This window comes from Paenibacillus medicaginis (assembly GCF_042138635.1).
Lineage (GTDB): Bacteria > Bacillota > Bacilli > Paenibacillales > Paenibacillaceae > Paenibacillus > Paenibacillus medicaginis.
This window is the reverse complement of record NZ_JBHIRY010000041.1, coordinates 16,510-39,605: the sequence shown is the minus strand read 5'-3', so window position 1 is coordinate 39,605 and position 23,096 is coordinate 16,510. Positions and strand designations below refer to the sequence as shown.

Here is a 23,096-nt window from a genome sequence, read left to right as displayed (position 1 = left end):
CTGCCCAAAAGCATCGCGATGCTTTTGGGCAGCCACTTGCGCACTGGGCTACTCTACTTCATTCTGCAATTTTACTGGCGGTTGATCACGATCAGCTTCACTTCCAGCATTTCCTCAACCGCATATTTGACACCCTCGCGTCCGATGCCGCTTTGCTTGACACCGCCGTACGGCATATGATCAACGCGGAAGGTCGGAATATCATTGATCATCACTCCACCGACATGCAGTCTGTCCGCTGCGTTAAGGGCAGTAGCAATATCCCTTGTATAAATTCCAGCCTGCAGACCATAAATGGAAGCATTAACTCTACCCACAGCTTCGTCAACGGAAGCTACACGCTCAATCACAACAAGCGGTGCAAACACCTCCCGGTAGGAGACGCTGGCCTGCGGGTCCACCTGCAGCAGCACCGTAGGCTTAAGCACCGGGCCATCGCTTTCCCCGCCGAGCGCCACTACGGCTCCCATGCTGGCAGCTTCCCCGATCCACTCCTGTACCCGCTGCACATCCTTGGCGGATATGAGGGCAGATACATCGGTATCCGGATCAAGCGGGTCGCCGATGCGCAGCTTCTGCGCAGTTTTAATGAATTTGTCCGTGAATTCATCATAACAATCTTCCAGCACGTAAATTCGCTGCAGGGAAATGCATACCTGCCCCTGATTGGTGAAAGCTCCGCTTACACAGCGGGGTACAATGGCATCGATGTCCGTACTGCTGTCGATAATGACCGCCGAATTGGAGCCCAGCTCAAGCGTTACACGCTTCAGCCCCGCTTTGGCACGGATCTCCGTTCCTACAGCAGGACTGCCTGTAAAGGTAATAAAGTTGACACGAGGGTCTGTAACCAGCCGGTCCCCGGCTACTCTTCCGGCTCCGCTTACAACGTTCAGCGCCCCGGCTGGAAGCCCGGCTTCCTCAAGCAGTTCCGCCAGCAAGTAAGCAGATAGTGGTGTCTGCTCCGCTGGCTTGAGCACGACCGTGTTGCCTGCAGCGAGGGCCGGACCGACCTTATGGGCAACCAGATTCATCGGGAAATTAAACGGAGTAATGGCTCCCACCACACCGACGGGCTCCTTCACTGTATAAGCCAGGCGCCCTTCCCCTCCAGGAGCGGCGTCCATCGGAACCGTCTCGCCGTGGATACGTTTCGCTTCCTCTGCTGCGAACTTGTAGGTTTGCACCGTCCGGTCAATCTCGGCCAAGGCTGTCTTGATTGGCTTGGCCGCTTCCAGCGCAATCAGACGTGCAGCTTCGTCCTTGCGCTCCTCCAGCAGCACTGCCAGCTTTTCCAGAATGGCAGCACGGCGGTGAGACGGCAGCGCGCGCATGGCCGGTCTCGCTTCCAGCGCGGCCTGAACAGCTGCATCAACATCCGCGGTGGAAGCCTCCGCAACCTCGGCGATGACCTCTCCGCTGTACGGCGAGCGCAGTGTCCTGTACTCTTTCGTTTCTACCCGCCGGCCGTTAATATATAAATGCTGCTTCATTAAATATCCTCCCCTCCTCCATATCCGGAGTCCCGGATCAGCAACCACAACACCGACCAGAACCATCTCCGCAATAAAACGGTGCCTCTGCAGTGTATCACTCGGACAGCTTTGTAGCCAGCCATGGCGAAAGGGCTCCCCTATGAAGCGCAGGAAGCCGTAGACAGCCCGTTCAGCTGGCGCAGATTGCATAACGGCCGCTGTAATAAGTGTATTGTTAATGCCGGAGAAAATACCCGTAATGCGAAAAAGCCCCAACGCCAGCAGCGTCGGAGCTTATCATTTACTATCCTATGTTATAAGAATGTACGAACATCATACACGTATTATTAGAGGAAAAACGTGCGAGAGATGATTACCAACAGGATGAAGAGAACCAGAATTACACCTGTGGAAGTCCAGACACCGCCGAAACCACCGCCGCAGCCTCCGCCGTAACCTACACCTTTGCATGCACTCATTTGCTTGACCTCCCTTCCAAAGCTGTTATCTGATTAGATCAAGAAGGCTCTGGTAATAATCACCAGCAGAATGAAAAGAACCAGGATTGCACCAGTGGAAGTAAAGCCGCCATATCCCAAACCTCCATATGCAGCCGACATGCCAATTCCTCCCTTCTTCCGTTTACATAGGCATCATATGCGTTTAGATAGACAAACGTATGAGGCAAATAGCCCTGCTTGCCGCCTATTTTTTGAACGAAAGACCAGATTGCATATCTCTTAGCGGAGCTCCTTCATAACCTCGCTGATTATTTCATATGATCTCAAACGGTCCTTATGGTCGTAAAGCATCGAATTAATAATAAGTTCGTCCGCACCGGTGTCCGCTATAAAAGCCTCCAGCTGCTCGCGTACCTTCTGCGGACCGCCCTTCATGGTGGATTTCAGCTGCTTCTCCACGGCGGCTCTTTCATACTCGGTCCATTTTCCCTCCATGTCGGCAGGCGGCTGCACCATTCCGGTTTTACCGCGAATGATGTTCAGAAACTGCTGCTCCATGGTCGTACCCAGCCATTCAGCCTGCTCATCCGTATCCGCAGCCACCGCATTGACACCTACCATAACATAGGGCTCCTGGAGCACATCAGATGGCCGGAAGCTGCTCCGGTACGCCTGCAGCGCACGCTGGGTATAGTCAGGCGAGAAATGGCCTGCAAAGGCAAACGGCAGCCCCTTCCGGCCGGCAAGCTGCGCGCTGAAATCGCTGGACCCGAGCAGCCAGATCGGAATATGCAGCCCTTCACCGGGAACCGCCCGGACCGGCGCATGATAAGACGTAGCCGACGGGTCAAAATAAGCTATCAGTTCATCCAGCAGCTCAGGAAAATCCTCCCCGCTGTTCAACTCCCTGCGCAAGGCCAGCGTCGTTCTTCTATCACTCCCCGGCGCTCTGCCCAGCCCCAGATCGATGCGCTGCGGATAGAGCGACTCCAGTGTGCCGAACTGCTCGGCGATGACCAGCGGCGCATGGTTGGGCAACATAATCCCCCCGGAGCCGACCCGGATCGTGGATGTACCGCCTGCAATATGACCGATCACAACTGACGTAGCCGAGCTGGCAATCCCGGGCATGTTATGGTGTTCAGCAACCCAATAGCGGTGGTAACCCCACCGTTCGGTATGCTGAGCCAGATTCAGGCTGTTGCGCAGCGCGTCCGCTGCTGTTCCATCGACTATGATAGGGGCCAGATCCAGTACGGATATTTTGACATTATGCAGTGAATTTCCCTTGGACGATCTATGTTCAGACATCGTTCAAACCCTCCGTATCTCCTTTGGATTCAATATGATTTTACAAAATTAAATTATCTATACCATCATATCCTCTTTTCACCTCATAACGCAACAAGGATGCCCGACTGTGTATCTGGAGTTTTTTCGTTCTGTTTTACGAAACGCCAAAAAGAGCTATCCTCAGCTAAAAACTGAGGGTTAGCTCCTTTTGTGGAAACGTTCCGAGGACACCTGCGGTTCTGCATTTCAAATTCTACCATGCGGCTACCGTTCCGTCTGTACGCCAATCTGTCCCGCCGACCAGCACACCGCTGGCCTGATCACGCAAAATGATCTGCCCGCATCCAAAGCCACCGGGGCCGCTCGCACGCCTGATCTGATGACCCTTGCGCATCAGGCTTTGGGCCAGATGCTCCGGGAAGGACGGCTCGATCTCAATCGTCTTGCCCTCAATCCACTGCCAGCGCGGCGCATCCAGCGCAGCCTGTGGATTCAACTGAAAATCCACCAGATTCATGACCACCTGCATATGGCCCTGTGGCTGCATAAAACCGCCCATGACACCAAACGGGCCGAGGGCTTTGCCATCCTTCGTAAGAAAGCCGGGAATAATCGTATGATACGTTTTTTTGCCCGGCTCCAGACGGTTAGCATGGGACGGATCAAGCGAGAAGGAATGGCCCCGGTTCTGCAGGCCGACTCCCGTTCCAGGAATGACGATGCCCGACCCGAAGCCCATATAGTTGCTTTGTATATAGGAAATCATATTGCCTTCCCCGTCTGCCGCCGCAAGATAAACTGTCCCACTGCGGGCAGGCTCGCCAGGCTTCGGCATCTGTGCTTCATCACCGATCAGTGCCCGGCGTGTCTCGGCATAAGCGGATGAAAGCAACCTCTCCACGCTCACGCTCATCTTGTCATGCTGTGTAATGTATCTAAGTCCGTCGGTGAAGGCCAGCTTCATCGCTTCCATCTGCTTGTGATGCGTATCCACTGCGTCGCGGGCAGAGAAATTATAGTCGTTCAGGATGTTCAGTGCCAGCAGGGCAACCAGTCCCTGTCCGTTCGGCGGAATTTCCCAAACATCATAGCCCTTGTAGTTTACCGAAATCGGATCAACCCATTCGGGATCATAAGCCGCAAGGTCCTCCTTGCGCAGAAACCCGCCGTGCTCTCTGGAGAAGGCATCGATCCGCTCCGCCAGTTCTCCCTGGTAGAACGATTCGACGCCGGTATCCGCAATGCTGCGCAGCGTGGCGGCGTGCCCCGCCGATTTCCAGAGCTCCCCGATGCGCGGGGATCTGCCTGCCGGGGCAAACGTATCGAACCAGCCCGCGAACTCCGGTCCTTTCAGTGCTTCGGAGAAGCGGCGGTATGCGCCGTTCCAATAATGGCCAAGTGTAGGCGAAATCGGGAACCCTTTCTCGGCATAATCAATGGCAGGCTGAAGAACCTCCGTTAACGGCAGCCTGCCGAAGCGGTCGGACAAGGCCTTCCAAGCCGAGGGAGCGCCCGGAACCGTAACCGGCAGCCAGCCGTATGCAGGCATTTTTTCATGCCCTGCCCCCTTCACAGCCTCGATTGAAATGCCTTGAGGGGCAGGACCGCTTGCGTTCAGGCCGTGTATTTTATCGTCCTTCGTCCATATGATGGCAAAAGCGTCTCCGCCGATGCCGTTCGAGGTCGGTTCTACGACCGTAAGGCATGCGGCGGTTGCGATGGCTGCGTCTATAGCATTTCCGCCCTTTTTCAGAACTTCCAGACCCGCCTGTGCGGCAAGAGGCTGGGAAGCAGCAACCATCCCGTTACGTGCATAAACGGCATTTCTCTGCGACGGATAAGGGTAAGATAATGGATCGAAAGGTATCATTTGAATTCAATCGACTTGTTCATTTCATCCCAGACGTCCTGACCGATCAACCCCAGCCTCCAGACGGCAATGCCTCTCAGGTCATAACGCTTCGCCAGCCCGATTTTCGTATTGACCGACTGCTTGTTCTCACTGGCCACGGAAATACCGAGCACCAGCTTCTCCTTCCCGGTCTCCTTCAGTGCCAGCCGAATCGCCTCATCCACTTTATCAGCAGGCTCCGGGCTCTTCTCGTCTCCATAAGCATAAGCCATAATAATGAGTTCATCGGCGAGCTTGCCCAAAGTGCCGTAATCATAGCCTGTATAAGCGCTGTTCAATGGATGAAGAATGACCGTCAGCTTCAAGCCGGCCTGATGGGCGCGGGATGCCAGATTTTTGACAAAAGCGTTGTAATCCGCCCGTGCCTTCGCTTTATCGCCGCTCCAGCCCAAGCCTTCCAGGTCCAGGGCGATTCCCCTAAAGCCGTTTTCCGTGGCCGTATTCACGATTTGCGTCAGGGTCTGCTCCTGCAGCTGCTGGTCCTCCAGGTTTTTCGTCAGCTCCAGATTGCCGTCGACCGAATATACCATCAAATAAGGTGCAGTCCCCTGAGCAGCGGTGTTCTGAATGATCGATTCAGGCGTAACATCCCCGGCTGCCTGCGGCCATCCGTATTCCTTGGCACCTGTCGTGAAAACACCGTCCGTCCCGATGCGGCTCCAGCCGAAGGCAACGGAATCAAATTCAGGCACCCGATTGATCTCGCTATAGGAAGACAGCGCATAGAAGCCGGCCGTGTACATGTCCTCCTTAGGGGACGTTATCGACACGGTTTTTGCCCCCTGGTTCCAGGATACATCAGCTCCGAATTGCTGGCTGAAGAAGCTGAGCGGAATCATCGTTGTGCCCCGGATCATCTGCGGGGCAACCAGCAGCTGGGCATTTTGCCCCCCTGCCTGAGCTGTCGTGCTTCCCATGGTAAGCACAACCTGCTGCGTTCCTTCCGCTCCCTGCTTTGTAGCGGTAATCGTCTGCGCAACCTGGTTCCATTCGACTTTAATGCCGAGCGCTTCCGAAATCGCGCGGAAGGGAACCATGGTCGTGCCTTCCATGACCTGCGGCTCCACCGGAAAAGGAAGCGGATAACCATCAAGTGTAATGCTTACTCCACCTGCCGCCTCCGCACTTCCCGCCAGCGTGCCGGTTCCCCCGAGCCCCAGCAGCAGAGCGGAGCATAAAACCCATTTGTGCATCTGTTTCATGAACATTCTCCCTGTGTTTGTTTTGGAAGGGAAATCCCCTCCCTACTACTCTAGCAAAAAAGGATAGATTTGCCACCCTCAAAAAAATGGGGAACCGCCCATGCTGGGTGTACACAAAAGAAGCAGGCCGGATATAAATTCGGCCTGCTTCTTTCTGTCTACATTCCAGAATTAACGGAATAAAAATTAATGACACCAATTGCCGCAAGTACCACAAAGACTCCCAAAATAATCCACAATGTTTTATTCTTCATTTTCACGCACCACGCCTTTAATTTTACTCAGTATAAAAATATCCTCCTGTCTTTCCATTTTTATCACCTACTACTCCTAAGTATACATTACCCAACTGAACCCCACCAACGCCTTGGACACCAATTTTGTAGCTAAAAATCACATCCCCATAATATTTATTATTGGAGACATAACCATCATACCAAGTCAAGTTAGTATCTACTGTAGGATTATAATTTTGAACTACCGCTCCGCCGGTCGACAAGTCTTCAATAACCCCTGAGGAATCATATGAATATTTGCCTGTTACCCGATACTTTACTAAGTCCAAACCGAATAACTTCATTACCCCTTCGTGCGTTATCGTCATAACCGACACTGCCGCTGCCCGTTGTTGAGGCAGGACTTCTTCGGTAGTCGTCGAATCGTAGGTTACATACTTTGCATAATCACCAAGATCATCTACATTTTGGCTGTAGATGTTCTCGAGAATGGCCGGATTGTTTATGATCTCAATGAAAGTTTGTTGCTCTTCGGATGTTAGCGATAGGAATTTATCCAATTGGCTTTGGGCATTTTCAGAAGCTTCTTGAGCTAATTCAAGGTCTGCAACGCCCGAAAGCTGCGCATCCTCAACAGAGAAATTTTCAAGATATTGAATATAGGATGCAACAGTAACGGATTTTTGATTGTCGACACCGCTGGCAAAAGCAGCAGAAGATATCGATACTAGCAACATAGCAGCAATAAACACAGCAAATACCGACTTCTTGAAAAATTTAACTGACACGATATCATCTCCATTAATTGTATTTAGGGTGAATAATAAACGAACATTCCCAATACGTTACGTTTTTTGTCCGATCTGTCCTTTTCTATTACATAGCGTCCATCCTACTTTACTTCCCCTACATGGACCTATCTAAATGTTTTATTTGCGGTACGATCACCTCTTTCTTTCCTTGATTTCTGGGATGGAGGAGAAGAGTGACATGTGCCAATCTTGCTGTCTATATATAAACGATTAGAACAGCGAATATCTAACGATAATTTCAGAATATTTTTTAAATTGCGGCAAAAACCCCATTATTCCTCCATTTCCAATCCTATGTATACTCCCCCTGGAATTAAGGGTTTTTCTTTAAAAAATCGTCAGTTTTTGCGACTGAACTACGTTATAACAGATATACAATCAAGTTCTGAACTCAAGAGGCAAAACAAAACTAGATATATCACCAGAAAGGTATGTTTAGTAATTACCAATTTAAAGGAGGCTTACTGCATGGCCAAGAACAAAAAAGTGCTCATGGTCGGAACACTTACTTGTCTTGCACTAACTTTATCTGTAGGGGTTGCCAGTGCTAGTTGGGGAGATGTTTTGCAAAAGTACTTGGTGAAGGATGAAGCAACTTTGCAGAGTAATGATGTTACAAAAAATGATTTTTGGATTAGAGATGCCCACAGTGGAACAGCCATTACTCCTAAAAAACAAGTTAATTATTTGACGGAGATTTGATGAGTCGATACAAGCTATTTCTGATCATGTTTGTTACCTCAGTTCCCTTTAGCATCATAAATTTCCCTTCCTACTCGGAAGGGAATATTCCAAGTGGATTGCAAGCATTGGCATCTCTACTATTCATTGCAATCTGGTTTATATTTGGGTTAATAAGCAAGTCAAGATGGAAAGAATTCATTCTATTGTCTTCAACTTTTTGGGTAGGTGGGGCTGTATTATTAGCTGTAGGATACTTCGGGAATATTTTTGCTTTGTTTATTCCTGCTACTTTCGTCTTTTCAGGGCCGGCTTACGGAATAAGATATTTCTGGAATGTTCCATCGGATATAACATTTGCTTTCATAATCACAATGATAAGCTATGTATCCAGTACTGTGGGTCTAGCATTAGGAATAATTACGAAATTGAAAAGTCGGTAGTAGTATCTGAAGTGTTTTCATATTCGAAAACCTCCTACACCGCTTTTTGGCAGTGTTAGGAGGTTTTTTACTCATGAACTTCAATAGATACATTGGGCACCATATTCGCCACTGATGGAGATGGATGCATATAAGAGAGCATCACACCTACCAAAATTGAGTTTAATGTCATGCCATTTTTCTCTTTTTTGCATACCATGTTATATTTCACTTAGGTATATAAACCTAATAAAATCCAGTTGGTAGCTCGTTGGAGGGACTCTCATGGAACAGTGGTTTAATCTGTTGCGAAGCCCGATACACAACTTGGATACCACCACTCAAGAATGGGTCTATCGTTCCTTTTCTAGATTTGTCTTTAAGGATATTTATTTTATAGTTAATGATTGCGGGCTCGCTCAAGACATTGTACAGGAAGCCTTTATGAAGGTAACAGAAAAAGGACCTCGACTACGTTCAGATACGAACATTCAAGGTTGGGTTAGGAGGGTTGCTCAAAACACTGCAATTGATTTTTTGAGAAAATGGAAAAATAACCGCCAAATTATAGGCAGAATAAACGATAATACATATGGTGTGGCTCAAAACGAAATCAGTGTAGCAAGCGAAGTTGAAACGAGAGTGAGAAACGAACTGCTTCACCAGGCAATTAACGAATTAAAGCCGGGTTATCGTGCTGTTCTATTATCTTTTTATTTGGAAGGAAAATCATATCGGGACATATGCCATGAACTAAACTTGAGTGAATCAGTTCTCAGTCAGCGATTGGCACGAGCAAGAAAAAAATTGTCACAACATTTTCTGAAAAAATGGGCTGATTATGATGAACAAGCATGAATCAGGACCTCCACCTTTTCCAGCTGTCATATTTCCCAGTACGGGATATTAAGAACAGCATCTGTTTTTCAACCGATAACAAAAGATGATCCCCTGCTTGACCCGGAAATAGCCAGAATATATCATGAGTATGTACGAACGTATGTTTATATGATACATTTGTCAGGCTGGAAAAACATCACGAAAATGACCTGACACTCCGGCCGAAATAGTGATTCTATTATGTAAAAGGAGTGAATAGCCATGCAAATCATTTATCACGGACATTCTTCCATTCAAATCGGGACGGGCGGCAAATCCCTCGTGATCGATCCTTTTCTGAGCGGCAACGAGCTGGCGGTCACCAAACCGGAAGATATCAAAACCGACGCCATTCTGCTGACCCATGCCCATATGGACCACATCCTGGACGCGGGGCCCATCGCCAAAGCGAATAATGGCATTCCGATCATCGCCAACGTCGAACTGGCCACCTACATGTCCTGGAAAGGCTTGAACACGGTCGGCATGAATATGGGCGGCACCTATGACCTCGGCTTCGCCACTGCCAAAATGATTCAGGCCTTTCACACCTCCGGCATTGTGGATGAGGAAAGAAAGACAATTATATACGGCGGCGAGCCTGGCGGATATATTATTCAGGCTGAAGGCAAAACGATTCTGCACGCGGGCGACACCAGCCTCTTTAGCGATATGAAAATGTTCGGCGAACGCTACTCCATCGACGTGGCGCTCATCCCAATCGGCGGCCATTTTACTATGGGGCCTGAAGATGCGCTGCAGGCAGCCCAGTGGTATAATGCCAAGCTGACTATCCCCGTGCATTATAACTCGTTCCCGATCATCAAGCAGGACGCCGAAGCCTTTGTCGCCCAGCTTGAAGCCAAGGGGCTGAAGGGCAAGGTGCTTGCGCCGGGCGAAGCCGTTGAAATCTGATTCATCAGACGAGCCGGTCTTCGATGGCTGAACGGGCCGCCTTGGTCATGCCTTTCAGGACAAGCTCATAGGAGTGGTCAATCATGGCATACAGCTCGGACTGCGGTATGGACCCGTCAACTGTAACTGTGTTCCAATGCTGCTTGTTCAGATGGTAGCCGGGGCGGATGGCCTTATTTTGCTCTCTCAAATTTTCGGCAATGACGGGATCGCATTTCAGGGAAATGGCGGGCATGCCGTTTTCCTCAACGAGCAGGGCAAACATTTTGCCCCCTACCTTGAATACCTGCGCGGACGGACCGAACGGATAGGTCGAGACCGCTCCCTTTTTTCTCAGGCAGTAGGACTCTAACTTCTTGTACACATACACTGCCTCCCTATGATGAATTGACTGTATTCTAAAGTTAATAGTACACAAAAAAACGCCGGATGCCTATCTCCGGCGTTCTTTCGCGTCTTTATGTGTCAAAGCTTATTTTACAACCTTCACGCGTTCTTCAATCGACTTGAATTCCTTGTCTCCCGGCTGGGCAACAGGTTTGCCAAACGGCATTTGAGCAATCAGCTTCCAGCTTTCAGGAATGCTCCATTCATGCTTCACCTTCTCATCGATCAGCGGGTTGTAGTGCTGCAGCGAAGCGCCAAGCCCTTCCTGTTCAAGCGCTGTCCAGACTACCAGTTGTAACATGCCGTTCGACTGGTTGGACCATACCGGGAAGTTGTCGGCATAGGATGGGAAGCTTTGCTGCAGCCCGGCTACTACATCATTATCTTCAAAGAAAAGCACCGTGCCGTATCCGCTGCGGAAAGCGGCCATTTTCTCTGCTGTGGAAGCGAATGCCGCCTCATCGCCTACGACCTCACGCAGAATATCTTCTGTAACATTCCACAGTTTGTCATGCTGTTCACCGAGCAGCACGACCGCGCGGGCGCTTTGGGAGTTGAAGGAAGAAGGCGTGTATTTAACAGCCTCTTCCACGATCTCCTGAATACGTGCATCCGAGATGACGGATTCCTTGCTGATTCCGTAATAAGAGCGTCTTTCTTTAATTGCAGTGAAAAAATCTTTACTCATGGTGTTCCCTCCTGTAATTAATATTTTATAGTCACTTCCTTTTTATCATAACAACATTTTATTTTAATATCAAGCTACTTTATTTAAAGTTATGTTAAATTCGTCTGGATTTTCTGCCTGTTTAATTTGCGTTACTCCTGCTCCCCCGGCTTTTCAATGCTCAGCCCCTGTACATGCTTGCGCTTCATCAGCTTCCGTTTCTTACGGTTTTCTTTCGAGTCAAGCACGATGTCCAGATCATAGTCGGCCGGATATAATTCTTTACCCTCAATATGCAGGCGCAACCGCTTTTTGTGGATTTTCATTTTATGCTTGCGGATCAGAACGCCGATATTTCCCCTGCTGTCCTCCGTCTCGCATACAATGCCACTCTGATTCAGATAAGGAATCGTGACTCTGTCTCCCAATTGGAAAACATATGAGTCATTTGTAGGACTTTCCTCGGACGACCCATTTTCCACTGTTGGATCGTCGGCATCGCTTGTGATGACCTCCACGGGTGATGACTCCTTTTTCACCGTCTGGCCAACAGCAAGATCAGCCTCTTCCGCTTCCGGTGTTTCTTTCGTCTCTGTCATTTCCACAGCAGATATAGCATTAGGGGCAGCTTGATCTGCATCACCTGGTGGTGCGGCTCCTACCTGCGCGATTTCCCGTGAACGCTGAATGAGCCGCTCCGGAATGCCCAGCTTCAGGGCAATCTGGAAGGCATAGCTCTGGCCCGCTTCTCCGATGTGCAGACGATACAGTGGCTGCAGCGACTGTGGATCGAACTCCATGCGCGCATTCTCAAAGCCCGAAGCCGCCGCCGCAAAGCTCTTGATTTCGTTATAATGGGTGGTTGCGATAACAGACGCCCCTCTGCGGTGCAGTTCTTCGAGAATCGCGATGGAGAGGGCGACACCTTCGCCCGGGTCCGTGCCGGAGGCCATTTCATCAATCAGCACCAGCGTCCGGTTATCTGCGTTCTGCAGTATTTCGATCACATTCCGGATATGAGCCGAGAAGGTGCTAAGTGCATGCTCAATGCTTTGGCCATCGCCGATATCCACCGCCACATGGTGGAACACTGCGAACATGCTGCCTTCGTGGACCGGGACCAACAGGCCGGACTGCACCATGACCGTTAATAATCCAACTGTCTTGAGGGCCAGCGTTTTGCCGCCGGTGTTCGGACCGGTAACGATCAGCGAGGTATAACCCCTGCCGAGAGCGAAGTTCAAAGGCACCATGGATCTGCCCATGAACGGATGCCTTGCTTCGACCAGTTGTACCACTCCCTGTTCGTTCAGCTCCACATTGCCGCCATCCATGGAAACCGCGTATTTCGCTTTGGCAAAGAGAAAATCGTACATCCCTACTGTTTCAGCATTAATGTGAATCCACTGAGCATGCTCTTCCACCAATGATGTAAGCTCGCTGAGAATTTTCATCTCCTCCCGCGCTTCTTCCGCCTGCAAGGCGGACAGGTCGTATTGCAGAGTCCTGATATCCTCGGGCTCAATATACACGGTCTGTCCGCTGGCGGATTCATCAAGCACAATACCTTTGACCTGCTTGCGATGCTCCTTCTTGATAGGCAATACATATCTTCCGCCGCGGGTGCTCAGGACATGCTCCTGCAAAATGCCGCGGTGTTTGCTCATGAGGGCGTTCAGCCTGTTCTTGCGGCGTTCCTCAATGACTGTTATTTTTTTGCGGACTCTGGACAGCTCCTTGCTGGCCGAATCGACGATACGCCCGTTGCGGATGCTGCCGTCGATGGCCGACCGCACCTTCTCCAGCTCATACATGGAAGACGCATAGGAACTGACAAGCGGCGCAGCTTCTTGCTTGGCCTTCATGTACCTGATCAGCTGCGAGCAGCTTGTAAGAAACTGATGGATTTGCGCAAACTCCTGTTCGCTGAATACATACCCTGTGCCCAGCAGTCCCAAAATGTGCTCCATCCCCTCCATAGAAGGCACCGGCACACTGGCTCCGTGCTGCAAAAGCGCTTTGGCTTCCGCCGTTTCATCCAGCGTTTTGCGAATCAGCTTCCCGTTCGTCATCGGCACCAGCCGCGATACCTGCTGCTTGCCCAGATAGGACACGGCGTAACGCTCCAACTCTTCTTTTACTCTCCCGTACTCCAGACGCTGTAAATCCTGTTCTTTCATTTTTGGATTCTCCCTTGTAAGTGTTTTTTGCAACAAAAAAAGACGAAGAATGAGCAAGCTCATTCTCCGCCTCGAAAGAAGGACAGGCTGAATTGACGGTTTTATCCCGTCATTCAGATTCCGCCAAAGATGCCGAAAAACAAAAAAACCGCGCTGAACTCAGCACGGATAAGGGCACAATGACAGACCTTTCCAAAGGCATCGTATGATATCCGCTGTTCTTAACTAATTCCAAGGCTGTTCGCAGGTACCACAAAGAAACACTGCTCCCGCAGCATTTTTTTCAGTAATACACCAAACATCCTTACGTATGGAATTTGATTAGTTAAGAACGCTCACCGACATCAAAATCTCTCCTTTGAGAAAAGGTATCTACAATATAGCCGAAGGTGGAAGCCATTGTCAACAACTGCCGCTCCGGCTATCACCTATCAAGATTTATATCCAATGGGTGTCGCACTTCATATTACAACCAGTCCTTACCCCTGTGCTGCAATGATTTATTCATGTTATAATATCGTTACGAAAGGTGCGTGATGGATTTGGAGCAAATGTTAAATCAAATTTTACAAGAACTGAGGTCCATTAAAAGTGATATTCAGCAGTTGAATCAGAATCAACAACTCCTAGATCAAAATCAAAAATCTTTAGATCAGAATCAAAAACTCTTAGATCAGAATCAAAAACAGATGACGCCCCAAATCGACAACATTTTACAATCTGTTATACGTATTGAAGATAGTCAGCCTAAAGACATTTCCGCACTTCTTGACCGAATTCATGATAACATTCTTGATAAAGATTCTGAGATCGCTGCTTTGAATAAGCGTGTATTCCGCTTAGAATCGGATTTCGAAAAATTTAGTAGACAGTGACAAAATCACTTCGTTTACTACAAAAATGTTCATAACAAAAGTAGCCCTAACTCATTATGTCGGGGCTAGTTGTCATTTATATATGGATCTTCGCTCAGATTTTCAAGCGCGCTCAAGATTCTTTTTATCATTGTTTTGTCAAGCTTTCCAATAGCCTTCTCAGCGTCACTCGAAAAAATAAGCCTATATCTCGAGCTCACGCTTCAAATCCTCCAGCGATTTTGTTTGTCCGCTCTGAAATTCTAATCTGCCCTTCTCAATGGCTTCTAGATCACTGGCTGTTAAATATTCATCATCTTCATCCAATTGTTTATCAAGTAGCCACGATAAAAAGCTCTTGGCCACAACTTTGTTCTTATCGTTTAGGTGATCTATAATTTGTTCAATTTCATTATTCGGGACACTCATGAAATGTACCTCCTTCACCATCTTCAATTTCATTATACGCCAATACATTATGATGCTCCAGAACTTTGATTTTTATATAACTTCCTCGAACTCCATCCCGCGGACCAAGGCTCCAACACCGCTTGAACATGATGTTATATGACGGAAATGCTTTATGCCATAAATCCGACCATCCACCGCAGAGCACCTTGAACATGCCTTCAGCTTGTTTCGTGGCTTCGGCAATCAATCATTGATGTAAGGCTCGCTTTAAAGCCTCTTTATATTCTTTTGCAAATCTCTGGCTGATTTCAGCAGCAGGAGCGTACTCCTCAAAGCCGTGAAAACATCCAGGGTATAAATGAAATTCTGTTGGCACACCAGCCTGCGTTAGCCTTAATACATAATCGATGATTTCATCACGAAATGGATCCAGGTCACCAACACATGTGTATGTAGGTGGAAGCCCTGACAAGTCGGTTGCACGTGCTGGAGCAGCATATGGGGAAACTTCACGGTTATCTTCTAAATACATTTCCCAACCAAGCTGGTTTTTAGCTTTGTTCCATACTCGTTCATCTGTGATTTCATTACTGGATTGGCTTATTCTCCGGTCATCCAACATGGGGTAAAGAGGCATTTGGAATGCGATAGAAGGCCCTTTCCGATCTCTTGCCAAAAGAGAAAGAGCGGCCGTTAATCCACCGCCAGCACTGGGACCCACTACTGCAATTCGCGATGAATCCACTCCCTGCTCTCCAGCATGTTCAGAGAACCATTGCAGCGCAGCATAACAATCTTCGAGTGGGGCCGGAAAAGGATGCTCTGGAGCCAGCCGATAATCCACGGACACGATGACACAATGGAGTTCCGATACCAGTTGTTGCATGGCAGGGTCCATCATATCAGCAGAACCAAGGATATAACCGCCACCATGAATATACAGGACACCTGGCAGAATTTCATCCTTCACTTTTGGTTCATAGATTTTGATCCGGACATCCGGGTCCCCTGCTGCTCCCGGTACATACCTCTCTGAAGTTAGAACTTCATCATTAACGGGCAGAGATGCAGCCAGGCCGGCAAACATCTCGTGCATCTCTTTTCTTTTCGCACCTAAATTCTCGCGGGAATAAATGACCTCCGGTAAAACGGAAAACAATTCTTTAAGCTCAGGGTGCAGTTTTTCTTCCATAAACTAACCATCCTTCGTTAACAGTGTTATAAATCGAATTTGAAATGATTAATGCTGATTTTGCTTATTTCTCCAGGCCGTTTGTTACATGAACCCTCTTGATAAATAGAGCGAAAATCAACCCTAAGATAGCAACAATTAATGGGAATACAAAGCTATGCTGAATGCCTGCAATTATGGATAAAGGGCCATTGACGGGATCTGTTTTGTCTGTGACGTCATTCATAAAACTGTTTACCCCCGCTGTCATGATGCTAACCGCAACAGCTGTGCCTACAGCCCCCGCCAATTGTTGGAATGTATTCATAATTGCACTACCATCAGGATATAGTTCTGGAGGCAGCTGGTTTAATCCATTCGCCTGCGACGTCCACACCATACAATTACTGATCATTATTAAAGAATGAAATAAAACGATTAAAGCAACAGGGGACGAGGTGTTAAGACCAGTGAAGAACCAAAGCGACGTGGAGGTCAGAATCAACCCCATAGGTACAATCAATTTTGGGCCAAATTTATCAAATAATTTCCCCATTACCGGGGACATCACTGCTTGTAAAATCCCTCCAGGCAACAAGACAAGCCCCGCCTTTAAAGTGCTGAAACCAAGTCCTTGAATCAGATACATAGGTAATGCAATAATCGTGGTTAACAAAATAATCATGCAGACTACCAACATGAATGTACCAATAGTAAACATAGGATGCTTAAAAGCCCGTAAATTCAACATCGGCTGACTCATCGTCAGCTGACGAATGATAAAAATAATCAAAGCAAGTATGCCGATGGACATAGAAATGATGACTTCCGTGCTTCCCCAACCACCATCGCCTTCACCTACTTTACTGAAAGCAAACACGATTCCACCAAAGCCAAATGTAGATACGATAAGTGACAAGATATCAATTTGGGGCTTAGTAATAGTGGATACATTTTGCAAATGGAGAGAACCGAATAAAAGTGCAATGGCTAAAAATGGAATAGACAGCCAGAAGATCCACTGCCAGCCTAAAGTATCAATCAAAAAACCTGATACCGATGGCCCAACAGCAGGTGCGACTACAAGAACAAGTCCAAGGATCCCAATGATTGTCCCTCTTTTTTCTGCTGGAAAAATATGAAGAATGGTATTAAATATTAGCGGAAGAAGAAGTGCCATACTTGCAGCTTGTATGATACGTCCAATCAATAATACCTCAAATCCGGGTGCAAGCGCCGATACAAGCGTACCCAAGATAGAAAAGCTCAGGGCAGCAATAAATAGCTGCCGGGTCGTGAACCACTGTAAAAGTAAGCCCGATACCGGTACAAGAACACTGAGTGTCAACAGATAACCGGTTGTGAGCCATTGTGCCGTCGAGGCGGAAATATGAAATAGGCCCATCAAATCACTTAATGCAACATTTAGCGCCGTCTCACTAAACATCCCGATAAAACCGCTTAACAACAATGAAATCATAATAGGTATGACTTTATAGCTCTGTACTGCACTTTGCTTTAATTCAGCTGTTGTCACATACATCTCTCCGCTCTTCAACTAATAAATAGATTTTAAAGCTTCTTTATATCCCTGATTACTAATGAATAGATCATTTTAGCTTTTGAATTTTATGTTCTCATTTATCCCCCTCAATAAAAGACTTTACGAGTCTATAATAGATTTTATTCGAATTCATTGTCAAGCATTTTATTTTGGGTCCAAAGCTCGATTCTGTTTAAATCACCATCTAACCGGAAAAGAAACTATGTTCTTGTTGCGCGACAAAGACTTGTAACCGCCATTTCTCAAAGCTATCATATTCATAAATAAAGACCAAATGCCGTCAACACTTGGTCTTTCACTTCCATGGTTTCACCTCCTTTCGAAGGGAAACCATCCCATCCAATATTCAATTGTATCTATATGTGTGCTTCCGCCGATCCCATTTGCTTCATATATTGAATCCTCTGTTTCGTAAGTCACACCGATTTCCTCTAATATTTCAGGACTAATTATAGTATGTGAAGATCCTGTATCTATAATTACATCATCCTCACAATTACCAGTTAATCTAGTCAAACGCATAAGTCAGGTAATTCATAAAAGTTTTCCTATTCTTTGCATGCACTCTTCCCATAACCACGCTGATAAAGCAGGATCGTCAAGCATCCTGTTCCCTTGTGCTTTTTGTTTCCGTACATAATAATCGCCATTAAGTTTAGTACTCGTTTCTGCCAAATAAACTAATGTTTCTGCTCCCTTTTCTGGTGTTGCAAGGAATGGCGAAAAGACTACCTTTAAAATATTCGCGTAAAAACCCATATATCGACCAAAATCAGAGCTGATGAGTCCAGGGTGAAAGTCCGCAAACTCAATTGAATATCGTCTGTGGTACTCCCTGAACAACATCCCAGTAATAAGTTTACTTCGAGCATAAATCGCATGAGCCCGTAACCCATTCGTCTTTTGCCAGTCGCTCTTGTTTATGGACGCTCCTTTATGAGAACGAGAGGAGGTATTCACGATCCGTCCATTTTTTTTCAAATGTGGGGTTAACATCAGAGTAAGTAGAAATGGAGACAATGTATTCACTTGAAAAATAGGTTCATTGTAATCCACGGTTAATCCGCTCTCTACAGGAATTCCTCCAGCATTATTCGCCAATACATCAATTCTTGAAAAATCATTTAAAAGTTGATTGGCTAGATTCCTTACACTGTTTAAATCAGTAAAGTCAGCAGTGTATGGCTTGGCCCCTAACTCCTTGGCTATCTTCTCCGTTCGTTGGATCGATCTCCCCACCGGTATAACTTGAGCTCCGCATTCAAATAATTTTTTAGCCGCGGCAGCACCTACGCCTGAACTTGCACCAGTCACTACAATAATTTTCCCTTGAAGTAAGGTCATCCGTTCCACCGACTTAGCACAGCACGTTGCTTAACAAACTTTCGATCAGTAACTGAGGTGAGGACAAAATCTGCAACACATGCACGAGAAATCGTCAATTTGGCAGGCGTCTTTAGAGAAGACGAAGCGATATATTTATTTTTATCGGTTTCATCAGTTAAAGATCCAAAATATGCAATAGTCCACTCAAGATTACTCTCAACTACGACTTTTTCTGCTGCGCTCAAATCTGCAAAATCTTTACGGAAAAAGGTATATCCAAGAAATTTAATAAAAATGTTTGCATTGCTTAATGTTTCACCCGCGCCATAGCTCATCAACAGCGATAATCGTTTAATACTATTAACATTCATAGCTTGTACGACCGAACTCATTGCATGATTTAAAATCTTCCCTCCGGTCCCCTTTATAACCAATCCGTTTCCTAACGCAGAAATAACCGCATCATGTCCCCTCATAGCATTCTGTAATTTATGTTGATCTTCCAATATATTTCCTATTACAACCTTTAAATTGGAGTGATTTAAATCAAGCCCATCCGTTCTTCGTACAAAAGCAGTCACCTCATGATTATCAGATAGGGCTTGGCTAACAATTAACCTACCTATGCCTCCGTTTGCACCTACCACGAATAGTTTCATTTTAATCTTCTCCTTCTTATTAGAAGTTATCGCGGCTTTTATCTGCTTTTGCCAGCGCGTTAGATTCCACTTCATGAGCGATCCTTGGACCAAACTCTCTTTCAACAACATAAATTGCAAGATCTAAGCCAGATGTTACTCCAGCACCAGTAATTAAATCTCCATCGTCCACAACTCTAGCATGAACAGCATTTGCGCCACTTGCGGATAGTAAATCCATTCCCTAGGACCGGACCGTCCGGTTCGTTTTGATTATAACATGTTTATCAACTAATTTCCTCTACAAATATGACTGCTTTTCAACATCTACACGGAGTACGATAATAACAGCCTTTTTGTAAAGTCCAAATTATTTTTAATATGCTCATTACTTAAAGAAAGGCGGCTTGCCATAATAGCCCCTTCCATTGAAGCAAGAAGGTGGGATGCCATAGAGTGTGGTTCAAGTTCATTAGTAAATTCTCCAGATTCAATACCTTCGTTAAGTAGTGCTTCTACAAACATAGTCATATTGTTGAAAGCTTTAGACGTCATGGTTTTCAATTCTGGAAAGGTGCTGTCACTTTCAACAGCTGTATTTAATAATGGACATCCTCCTTCAATAGGAGGGTTATGGACAGCATCTAAATAGATTTCTGAAATAGCCAATATCTTCTCTAAAGTGGTTGCTTTATTTTCAACTGAATTATTAATATGAGACCAAATAATCAATCCGGCTTTTTCATAAGCTGCCAAGACAATATCATTTTTATCCTTAAATCTTCGATAAATGCTCCCTTTAGGCAACCCCGTCTCACTCATTATGTCCTGTATCGAAGTCTTATGGATTCCCTGCGTATTAAATAATATAAGCGACTTATCAACAATCAAATTATAAACTTTATCATGATTAGTCATAATTTTCAGCTACCTCTTCCAATTTATGATTTAATCGAAACCTGCAGTAAAGAACTTCATACTTATTTTAAGTGTATCCTTTGCCTCACTATATCACACTAAGGAAACCTCACTTTTAATAATTTTTGCTTTGTAATAATGACGATGAAAATCAACTCGAAACAAAGTATACATCACAACAAAGAACAATGCGATACGCTGGACCGACGGAGCAAGGTAATCTATACAACTCGACTCCCTAAGAATCAAAACAGAACAATCCTTCACCATGAACATTTAATGGCCGAAATCCCTGACATTGGCGTCAAGGCGAGGTTGAATCCGTTACTTCAGCACAGGCGACCAACCGACTTAGATGCTCGATTTTCTTATGACTAGCTCAGCCAATAATAAATTTATCGTGAAGGCCAACCAAACTGCTAACGTATAAGACGAACCATATTGAAGACCAACGCCTTTATGGAAAATCGTCACTATGATGTAAATCGTTAAATTGGCATACGTTAAAAAGAAGCTTCGCAGCACCCAAATTCGATGCTGTCTGACTTGCCCTTTTCGTATAAAACGATATCCATTGACCGTCGTAAGCAACCAGAGTGTATTCAGGATTAAAAATCCAATGACGCTCCAAAATCCCCCATTTGCATAAAACGATACATAATAACCTGGAATGACATTGAGTATAACCGACACGACATAGATTCGACCATTCCAGCGATGCAGAGAAGGTCTCTTTGTTCTAATCCTTTTCGAAAGACCTAGGGGACCGGTAATCAAAGCAACAATGGCCAAGACAATGTGCAGTCGAATCATGATGACCCATAGATCTATATTCGGAAGTTTTATATCCTTCTTCGAAAGAAATTTCGAGAAGGTGGGGTCAACGATAAAATTCTTAGATGCGGTATGAAAAATCCACATTACAGCAATCACAGATAAAGTAATGATTAAAGCTTTTCTACTTCTCATAGTGCAGCTTCCTCTCCATTTGTAAGAGTAACCGTAAACGTCGTACCTTCATTAAGTACACTTGCAACAGCTATTTTCCCATGATGCAATTCTACGATTTTTTGGACAATAGACAGTCCCAACCCGCTACCTTTTTTCTGTCGATTACGCGAGCGGTCACTTTTATAAAATCGTTCAAATATCCGTATTTGCTCATCTTCGGTCATACCAATTCCCGTATCTTTAATCTCCACAACTGGTCCTCTTTGTGTATTTGTTAGTTTAATTTGAATTTGCCCATGACTGGGTGTAAATTTAATTGCGTTATCGAGTAAATTCATCCAAACCTGACTTAACAATTCTTCATTCGCTAGGCACCTAACCTCCTGCAACTGAACGGATAATTCAATGTCTTTGCGACTCCAATGATATTCCATTGCTAGTACAACATCTCGAATTTGCTGATCTAAACGAACACGATGCTTCTTTAAATCCGTATCTATCTCTTCCAGCCACGACAGCTTCTGCATATTGGTGCTTAAGTTAGACAGTCGGTTACTTTCTTTTTCGATAATATCGAGATAATGATTTCTTTCTGCACTCGTTAGCTCAGGATTCCTCAATACATGTATAAAACCTTTTATTGCGGTTAGTGGAGACTGAATTTCATGAGAAACATTCGAGATGAATTCCTGGTTTAATTTTTCTCGTAAGGTAAGCTCCTCCGCCATTTGGTTGACATTCCTCGACAATAGTTTCCTGAAATAACCTTTAACCTGCTTCTCATCAAGATGGGCGCGGTCATACTCACCACTACCAATCCGTTTCATACTTTCAACAATCGGCTGCCAGTAACGATCTCTTTTGGGACGAAATAAAATAAATAGCGTACTCATGACCATGCTCGCCAAGACGAAGCATAGCAGCCCGTTTATCGATGCCGTTAACCAGCCTGAAAGGTTGCCCCCCCATAGTTCGAATAGAAAAGATGTCAACACATACGACAGATAACCAGCCAGCATACCGACCACAATTAAAGAAACCCCAATCATGAAAAAATGCTTCCATAAGCTCATATCAAAACCTCTAATCGATATCCTAGTCCCCGAATGGTTTTGATGCGAAAGTAGGATTGGTGTTTGAATCGTTCCCGCAGCCGATTAATATGCACATCCAACGTGCGGTCATTACCGGAGAAGTGAATACCCCAAATGGATTCAATTAACTGCTCTCTCGTATACGTCCGACCTGCTGCCTCTGCCAACTTAAAAAGTAAAAGAAACTCCTTTAACGGCAGGGTATGCGAGCTATCGCCCACTGTCACCGTATAGGTGTTCTTATTCATCAATAACTCACCTATTTGCACCCTGTGAGATTGGTTGATTTGATATCTTCTCAGTAAGGCTTTTACCCTCACTAATAGTTCAAGAGGTTCAAATGGCTTCACCATATAGTCATCTGCCCCCAGATTAAACCCCTTTAACTTCTGAACGGACTCCCCTTTTACTGTCAGCATTAAAATCGGGAAATCATACAACTGACGAAACTCCTTGCAAAGCTCCCAACCGTCCACCTTCGGAAGCATAATATCAATAATGGCCATGTCAATCTCATGTCCCTCAGCTATATCCAAGGCTGCTTGTCCATCACAAGCCTCCCTCACAGAAAAGTATTCCTGCTTCAAAAGGACCGTGACCACTTCGCGAATAGAAGCATCATCATCTACTACCAATATCGTTGCCAT

General features: G+C 46.2%; 24 protein-coding genes and 1 pseudogene. 4 read left to right on the top strand and 21 right to left on the bottom strand.

The genetic code is table 11. The features are described 5' to 3' along the window. Positions 1-71: 71 nt before the first annotated feature. The 7 genes from ACE5LO_RS25195 to ACE5LO_RS25165 all read right to left on the bottom strand — a co-directional run bounded on the left by ACE5LO_RS25195 (position 72) and on the right by ACE5LO_RS25165 (position 7,367). On the bottom strand, positions 72-1,493 hold the full coding sequence (locus tag ACE5LO_RS25195; protein ID WP_375522680.1) for an aldehyde dehydrogenase family protein: 1,422 nt from the start codon (positions 1,491-1,493) through the stop codon (positions 72-74). A 329-nt stretch (positions 1,494-1,822) separates the two neighbouring features. Beyond that, positions 1,823-1,954: a hypothetical protein gene (locus tag ACE5LO_RS25190; protein ID WP_375522679.1), complete on the bottom strand. Its 132-nt coding sequence runs from the start codon at positions 1,952-1,954 to the stop codon at positions 1,823-1,825. 33 nt (positions 1,955-1,987) lie between these two features. Continuing rightward, a complete protein-coding gene (locus ACE5LO_RS25185; RefSeq protein ID WP_375522678.1) occupies positions 1,988-2,095 on the bottom strand; it encodes a YjcZ family sporulation protein in 108 nt (35 codons plus the stop codon). Between the two features lie 120 nt (positions 2,096-2,215). Next, positions 2,216-3,247 (bottom strand): LLM class flavin-dependent oxidoreductase, encoded by a 1,032-nt coding sequence (locus ACE5LO_RS25180; protein WP_375522677.1) that lies wholly within the window; start codon positions 3,245-3,247, stop codon positions 2,216-2,218. Between the two features lie 235 nt (positions 3,248-3,482). Next, a complete protein-coding gene (locus ACE5LO_RS25175) occupies positions 3,483-5,099 on the bottom strand; it encodes a gamma-glutamyltransferase family protein (RefSeq protein ID WP_375522676.1) in 1,617 nt (538 codons plus the stop codon). Further along, positions 5,096-6,343, bottom strand: a complete 1,248-nt coding sequence (locus ACE5LO_RS25170; protein WP_375522675.1) for a stalk domain-containing protein — start codon at positions 6,341-6,343, stop codon at positions 5,096-5,098. Before ACE5LO_RS25170 ends, ACE5LO_RS25175 begins: the two co-directional genes overlap by 4 nt. Before the next feature lie 277 nt (positions 6,344-6,620). Further along, complete coding sequence (locus ACE5LO_RS25165) at positions 6,621-7,367, bottom strand: hypothetical protein (RefSeq protein WP_375522674.1); 747 nt, start codon at positions 7,365-7,367, stop codon at positions 6,621-6,623. Between the two features lie 492 nt (positions 7,368-7,859). On the opposite strand from ACE5LO_RS25165, the gene ACE5LO_RS25160 reads away from it, so the two are divergent. The 3 genes from ACE5LO_RS25160 (at position 7,860) to ACE5LO_RS25150 (ending at position 10,288) form a co-directional block, all read left to right on the top strand. Continuing rightward, positions 7,860-8,093 carry a hypothetical protein gene (locus ACE5LO_RS25160; protein ID WP_375522673.1) on the top strand — a complete coding sequence of 78 codons (234 nt, stop codon included), beginning with the start codon at positions 7,860-7,862 and terminating at the stop codon, positions 8,091-8,093. Positions 8,094-8,779: 686 nt separating this feature from the next. After that, the gene (locus tag ACE5LO_RS25155) at positions 8,780-9,352 is read left to right on the top strand and encodes an RNA polymerase sigma factor (RefSeq protein ID WP_375522672.1); all 573 of its coding nucleotides are present in this window, start codon (positions 8,780-8,782) and stop codon (positions 9,350-9,352) included. Between the two features lie 243 nt (positions 9,353-9,595). Next, on the top strand, positions 9,596-10,288 hold the full coding sequence (locus ACE5LO_RS25150) for a metal-dependent hydrolase (RefSeq protein WP_375522671.1): 693 nt from the start codon (positions 9,596-9,598) through the stop codon (positions 10,286-10,288). 4 nt (positions 10,289-10,292) lie between these two features. Here the strand turns inward: ACE5LO_RS25150 and ACE5LO_RS25145 are convergent, their stop codons facing one another. The 3 genes from ACE5LO_RS25145 to ACE5LO_RS25135 all read right to left on the bottom strand — a co-directional run bounded on the left by ACE5LO_RS25145 (position 10,293) and on the right by ACE5LO_RS25135 (position 13,522). After that, positions 10,293-10,652 carry an MmcQ/YjbR family DNA-binding protein gene (locus tag ACE5LO_RS25145; RefSeq protein WP_375522670.1) on the bottom strand — a complete coding sequence of 120 codons (360 nt, stop codon included), beginning with the start codon at positions 10,650-10,652 and terminating at the stop codon, positions 10,293-10,295. A gap of 108 nt (positions 10,653-10,760) precedes the next feature. Then, positions 10,761-11,363: a nitroreductase family protein gene (locus tag ACE5LO_RS25140; protein ID WP_375522669.1), complete on the bottom strand. Its 603-nt coding sequence runs from the start codon at positions 11,361-11,363 to the stop codon at positions 10,761-10,763. Between the two features lie 131 nt (positions 11,364-11,494). Then, positions 11,495-13,522, bottom strand: coding sequence for an endonuclease MutS2 (locus ACE5LO_RS25135; protein ID WP_375522668.1), 2,028 nt, complete (start codon positions 13,520-13,522; stop codon positions 11,495-11,497). 536 nt (positions 13,523-14,058) lie between these two features. Here ACE5LO_RS25135 and ACE5LO_RS25130 point away from each other — a divergent pair. Next, positions 14,059-14,397, top strand: a complete 339-nt coding sequence (locus tag ACE5LO_RS25130) for a hypothetical protein (RefSeq protein WP_375522667.1) — start codon at positions 14,059-14,061, stop codon at positions 14,395-14,397. Between the two features lie 183 nt (positions 14,398-14,580). Here the strand turns inward: ACE5LO_RS25130 and ACE5LO_RS25125 are convergent, their stop codons facing one another. The 11 genes and pseudogenes from ACE5LO_RS25125 to ACE5LO_RS25075 all read right to left on the bottom strand — a co-directional run bounded on the left by ACE5LO_RS25125 (position 14,581) and on the right by ACE5LO_RS25075 (position 23,096). After that, positions 14,581-14,805, bottom strand: a complete 225-nt coding sequence (locus ACE5LO_RS25125) for a hypothetical protein (RefSeq protein ID WP_375522666.1) — start codon at positions 14,803-14,805, stop codon at positions 14,581-14,583. A 229-nt stretch (positions 14,806-15,034) separates the two neighbouring features. Next, positions 15,035-15,979, bottom strand: a complete 945-nt coding sequence (locus ACE5LO_RS25120; RefSeq protein ID WP_375522665.1) for an alpha/beta hydrolase — start codon at positions 15,977-15,979, stop codon at positions 15,035-15,037. A gap of 64 nt (positions 15,980-16,043) precedes the next feature. Then, positions 16,044-17,501: a DHA2 family efflux MFS transporter permease subunit gene (locus ACE5LO_RS25115; RefSeq protein ID WP_375522664.1), complete on the bottom strand. Its 1,458-nt coding sequence runs from the start codon at positions 17,499-17,501 to the stop codon at positions 16,044-16,046. Between the two features lie 330 nt (positions 17,502-17,831). Continuing rightward, positions 17,832-18,044 (bottom strand): aspartyl protease family protein, encoded by a 213-nt coding sequence (locus tag ACE5LO_RS25110; RefSeq protein ID WP_375522663.1) that lies wholly within the window; start codon positions 18,042-18,044, stop codon positions 17,832-17,834. A gap of 12 nt (positions 18,045-18,056) precedes the next feature. Further along, positions 18,057-18,866, bottom strand: a complete 810-nt coding sequence (locus ACE5LO_RS25105; RefSeq protein ID WP_375522662.1) for an SDR family NAD(P)-dependent oxidoreductase — start codon at positions 18,864-18,866, stop codon at positions 18,057-18,059. Beyond that, positions 18,863-19,507 carry an NAD(P)-dependent oxidoreductase gene (locus ACE5LO_RS25100; protein WP_375522661.1) on the bottom strand — a complete coding sequence of 215 codons (645 nt, stop codon included), beginning with the start codon at positions 19,505-19,507 and terminating at the stop codon, positions 18,863-18,865. The genes ACE5LO_RS25105 and ACE5LO_RS25100 overlap by 4 nt, the downstream gene beginning before the upstream one ends. Before the next feature lie 64 nt (positions 19,508-19,571). Next, positions 19,572-19,730 (bottom strand): annotated as a pseudogene (locus ACE5LO_RS25095) (DJ-1/PfpI family protein); the annotation flags it as partial. A gap of 83 nt (positions 19,731-19,813) precedes the next feature. Beyond that, positions 19,814-20,404, bottom strand: a complete 591-nt coding sequence (locus tag ACE5LO_RS25090; RefSeq protein WP_375522660.1) for a TetR/AcrR family transcriptional regulator — start codon at positions 20,402-20,404, stop codon at positions 19,814-19,816. A gap of 351 nt (positions 20,405-20,755) precedes the next feature. Next, positions 20,756-21,373, bottom strand: coding sequence for a DUF2306 domain-containing protein (locus tag ACE5LO_RS25085; RefSeq protein ID WP_375522659.1), 618 nt, complete (start codon positions 21,371-21,373; stop codon positions 20,756-20,758). Next, positions 21,370-22,428 (bottom strand): sensor histidine kinase, encoded by a 1,059-nt coding sequence (locus tag ACE5LO_RS25080; RefSeq protein ID WP_375522658.1) that lies wholly within the window; start codon positions 22,426-22,428, stop codon positions 21,370-21,372. The genes ACE5LO_RS25085 and ACE5LO_RS25080 overlap by 4 nt, the downstream gene beginning before the upstream one ends. After that, positions 22,425-23,096, bottom strand: a complete 672-nt coding sequence (locus tag ACE5LO_RS25075; RefSeq protein ID WP_375522657.1) for a response regulator transcription factor — start codon at positions 23,094-23,096, stop codon at positions 22,425-22,427. The genes ACE5LO_RS25080 and ACE5LO_RS25075 overlap by 4 nt, the downstream gene beginning before the upstream one ends.

Bases quoted from the DNA above. Each gene is read 5' to 3' on its own strand.
- ACE5LO_RS25075 (WP_375522657.1), bottom strand. From the start codon at position 23,096: ATGGCAACGATATTGGTAGTAGATGATGATGCTTCTATTCGCGAAGTG.
- ACE5LO_RS25135 (WP_375522668.1), bottom strand. From the start codon at position 13,522: ATGAAAGAACAGGATTTACAGCGTCTGGAGTACGGGAGAGTAAAAGAA.
- ACE5LO_RS25130 (WP_375522667.1), top strand. From the start codon at position 14,059: ATGGATTTGGAGCAAATGTTAAATCAAATTTTACAAGAACTGAGGTCC.
- ACE5LO_RS25115 (WP_375522664.1), bottom strand. From the start codon at position 17,501: ATGTATGTGACAACAGCTGAATTAAAGCAAAGTGCAGTACAGAGCTAT.
- ACE5LO_RS25195 (WP_375522680.1), bottom strand. From the start codon at position 1,493: ATGAAGCAGCATTTATATATTAACGGCCGGCGGGTAGAAACGAAAGAG.
- ACE5LO_RS25175 (WP_375522676.1), bottom strand. From the start codon at position 5,099: ATGATACCTTTCGATCCATTATCTTACCCTTATCCGTCGCAGAGAAAT.
- ACE5LO_RS25180 (WP_375522677.1), bottom strand. From the start codon at position 3,247: ATGTCTGAACATAGATCGTCCAAGGGAAATTCACTGCATAATGTCAAA.
- ACE5LO_RS25125 (WP_375522666.1), bottom strand. From the start codon at position 14,805: ATGAGTGTCCCGAATAATGAAATTGAACAAATTATAGATCACCTAAAC.
- ACE5LO_RS25090 (WP_375522660.1), bottom strand. From the start codon at position 20,404: ATGACTAATCATGATAAAGTTTATAATTTGATTGTTGATAAGTCGCTT.
- ACE5LO_RS25150 (WP_375522671.1), top strand. From the start codon at position 9,596: ATGCAAATCATTTATCACGGACATTCTTCCATTCAAATCGGGACGGGC.
- ACE5LO_RS25160 (WP_375522673.1), top strand. From the start codon at position 7,860: ATGGCCAAGAACAAAAAAGTGCTCATGGTCGGAACACTTACTTGTCTT.
- ACE5LO_RS25170 (WP_375522675.1), bottom strand. From the start codon at position 6,343: ATGAAACAGATGCACAAATGGGTTTTATGCTCCGCTCTGCTGCTGGGG.
- ACE5LO_RS25085 (WP_375522659.1), bottom strand. From the start codon at position 21,373: ATGAGAAGTAGAAAAGCTTTAATCATTACTTTATCTGTGATTGCTGTA.
- ACE5LO_RS25140 (WP_375522669.1), bottom strand. From the start codon at position 11,363: ATGAGTAAAGATTTTTTCACTGCAATTAAAGAAAGACGCTCTTATTAC.
- ACE5LO_RS25105 (WP_375522662.1), bottom strand. From the start codon at position 18,866: ATGACCTTACTTCAAGGGAAAATTATTGTAGTGACTGGTGCAAGTTCA.
- ACE5LO_RS25100 (WP_375522661.1), bottom strand. From the start codon at position 19,507: ATGAAACTATTCGTGGTAGGTGCAAACGGAGGCATAGGTAGGTTAATT.
- ACE5LO_RS25185 (WP_375522678.1), bottom strand. From the start codon at position 2,095: ATGTCGGCTGCATATGGAGGTTTGGGATATGGCGGCTTTACTTCCACT.
- ACE5LO_RS25080 (WP_375522658.1), bottom strand. From the start codon at position 22,428: ATGAGCTTATGGAAGCATTTTTTCATGATTGGGGTTTCTTTAATTGTG.
- ACE5LO_RS25120 (WP_375522665.1), bottom strand. From the start codon at position 15,979: ATGGAAGAAAAACTGCACCCTGAGCTTAAAGAATTGTTTTCCGTTTTA.
- ACE5LO_RS25110 (WP_375522663.1), bottom strand. From the start codon at position 18,044: ATGCGTTTGACTAGATTAACTGGTAATTGTGAGGATGATGTAATTATA.
- ACE5LO_RS25155 (WP_375522672.1), top strand. From the start codon at position 8,780: ATGGAACAGTGGTTTAATCTGTTGCGAAGCCCGATACACAACTTGGAT.
- ACE5LO_RS25190 (WP_375522679.1), bottom strand. From the start codon at position 1,954: ATGAGTGCATGCAAAGGTGTAGGTTACGGCGGAGGCTGCGGCGGTGGT.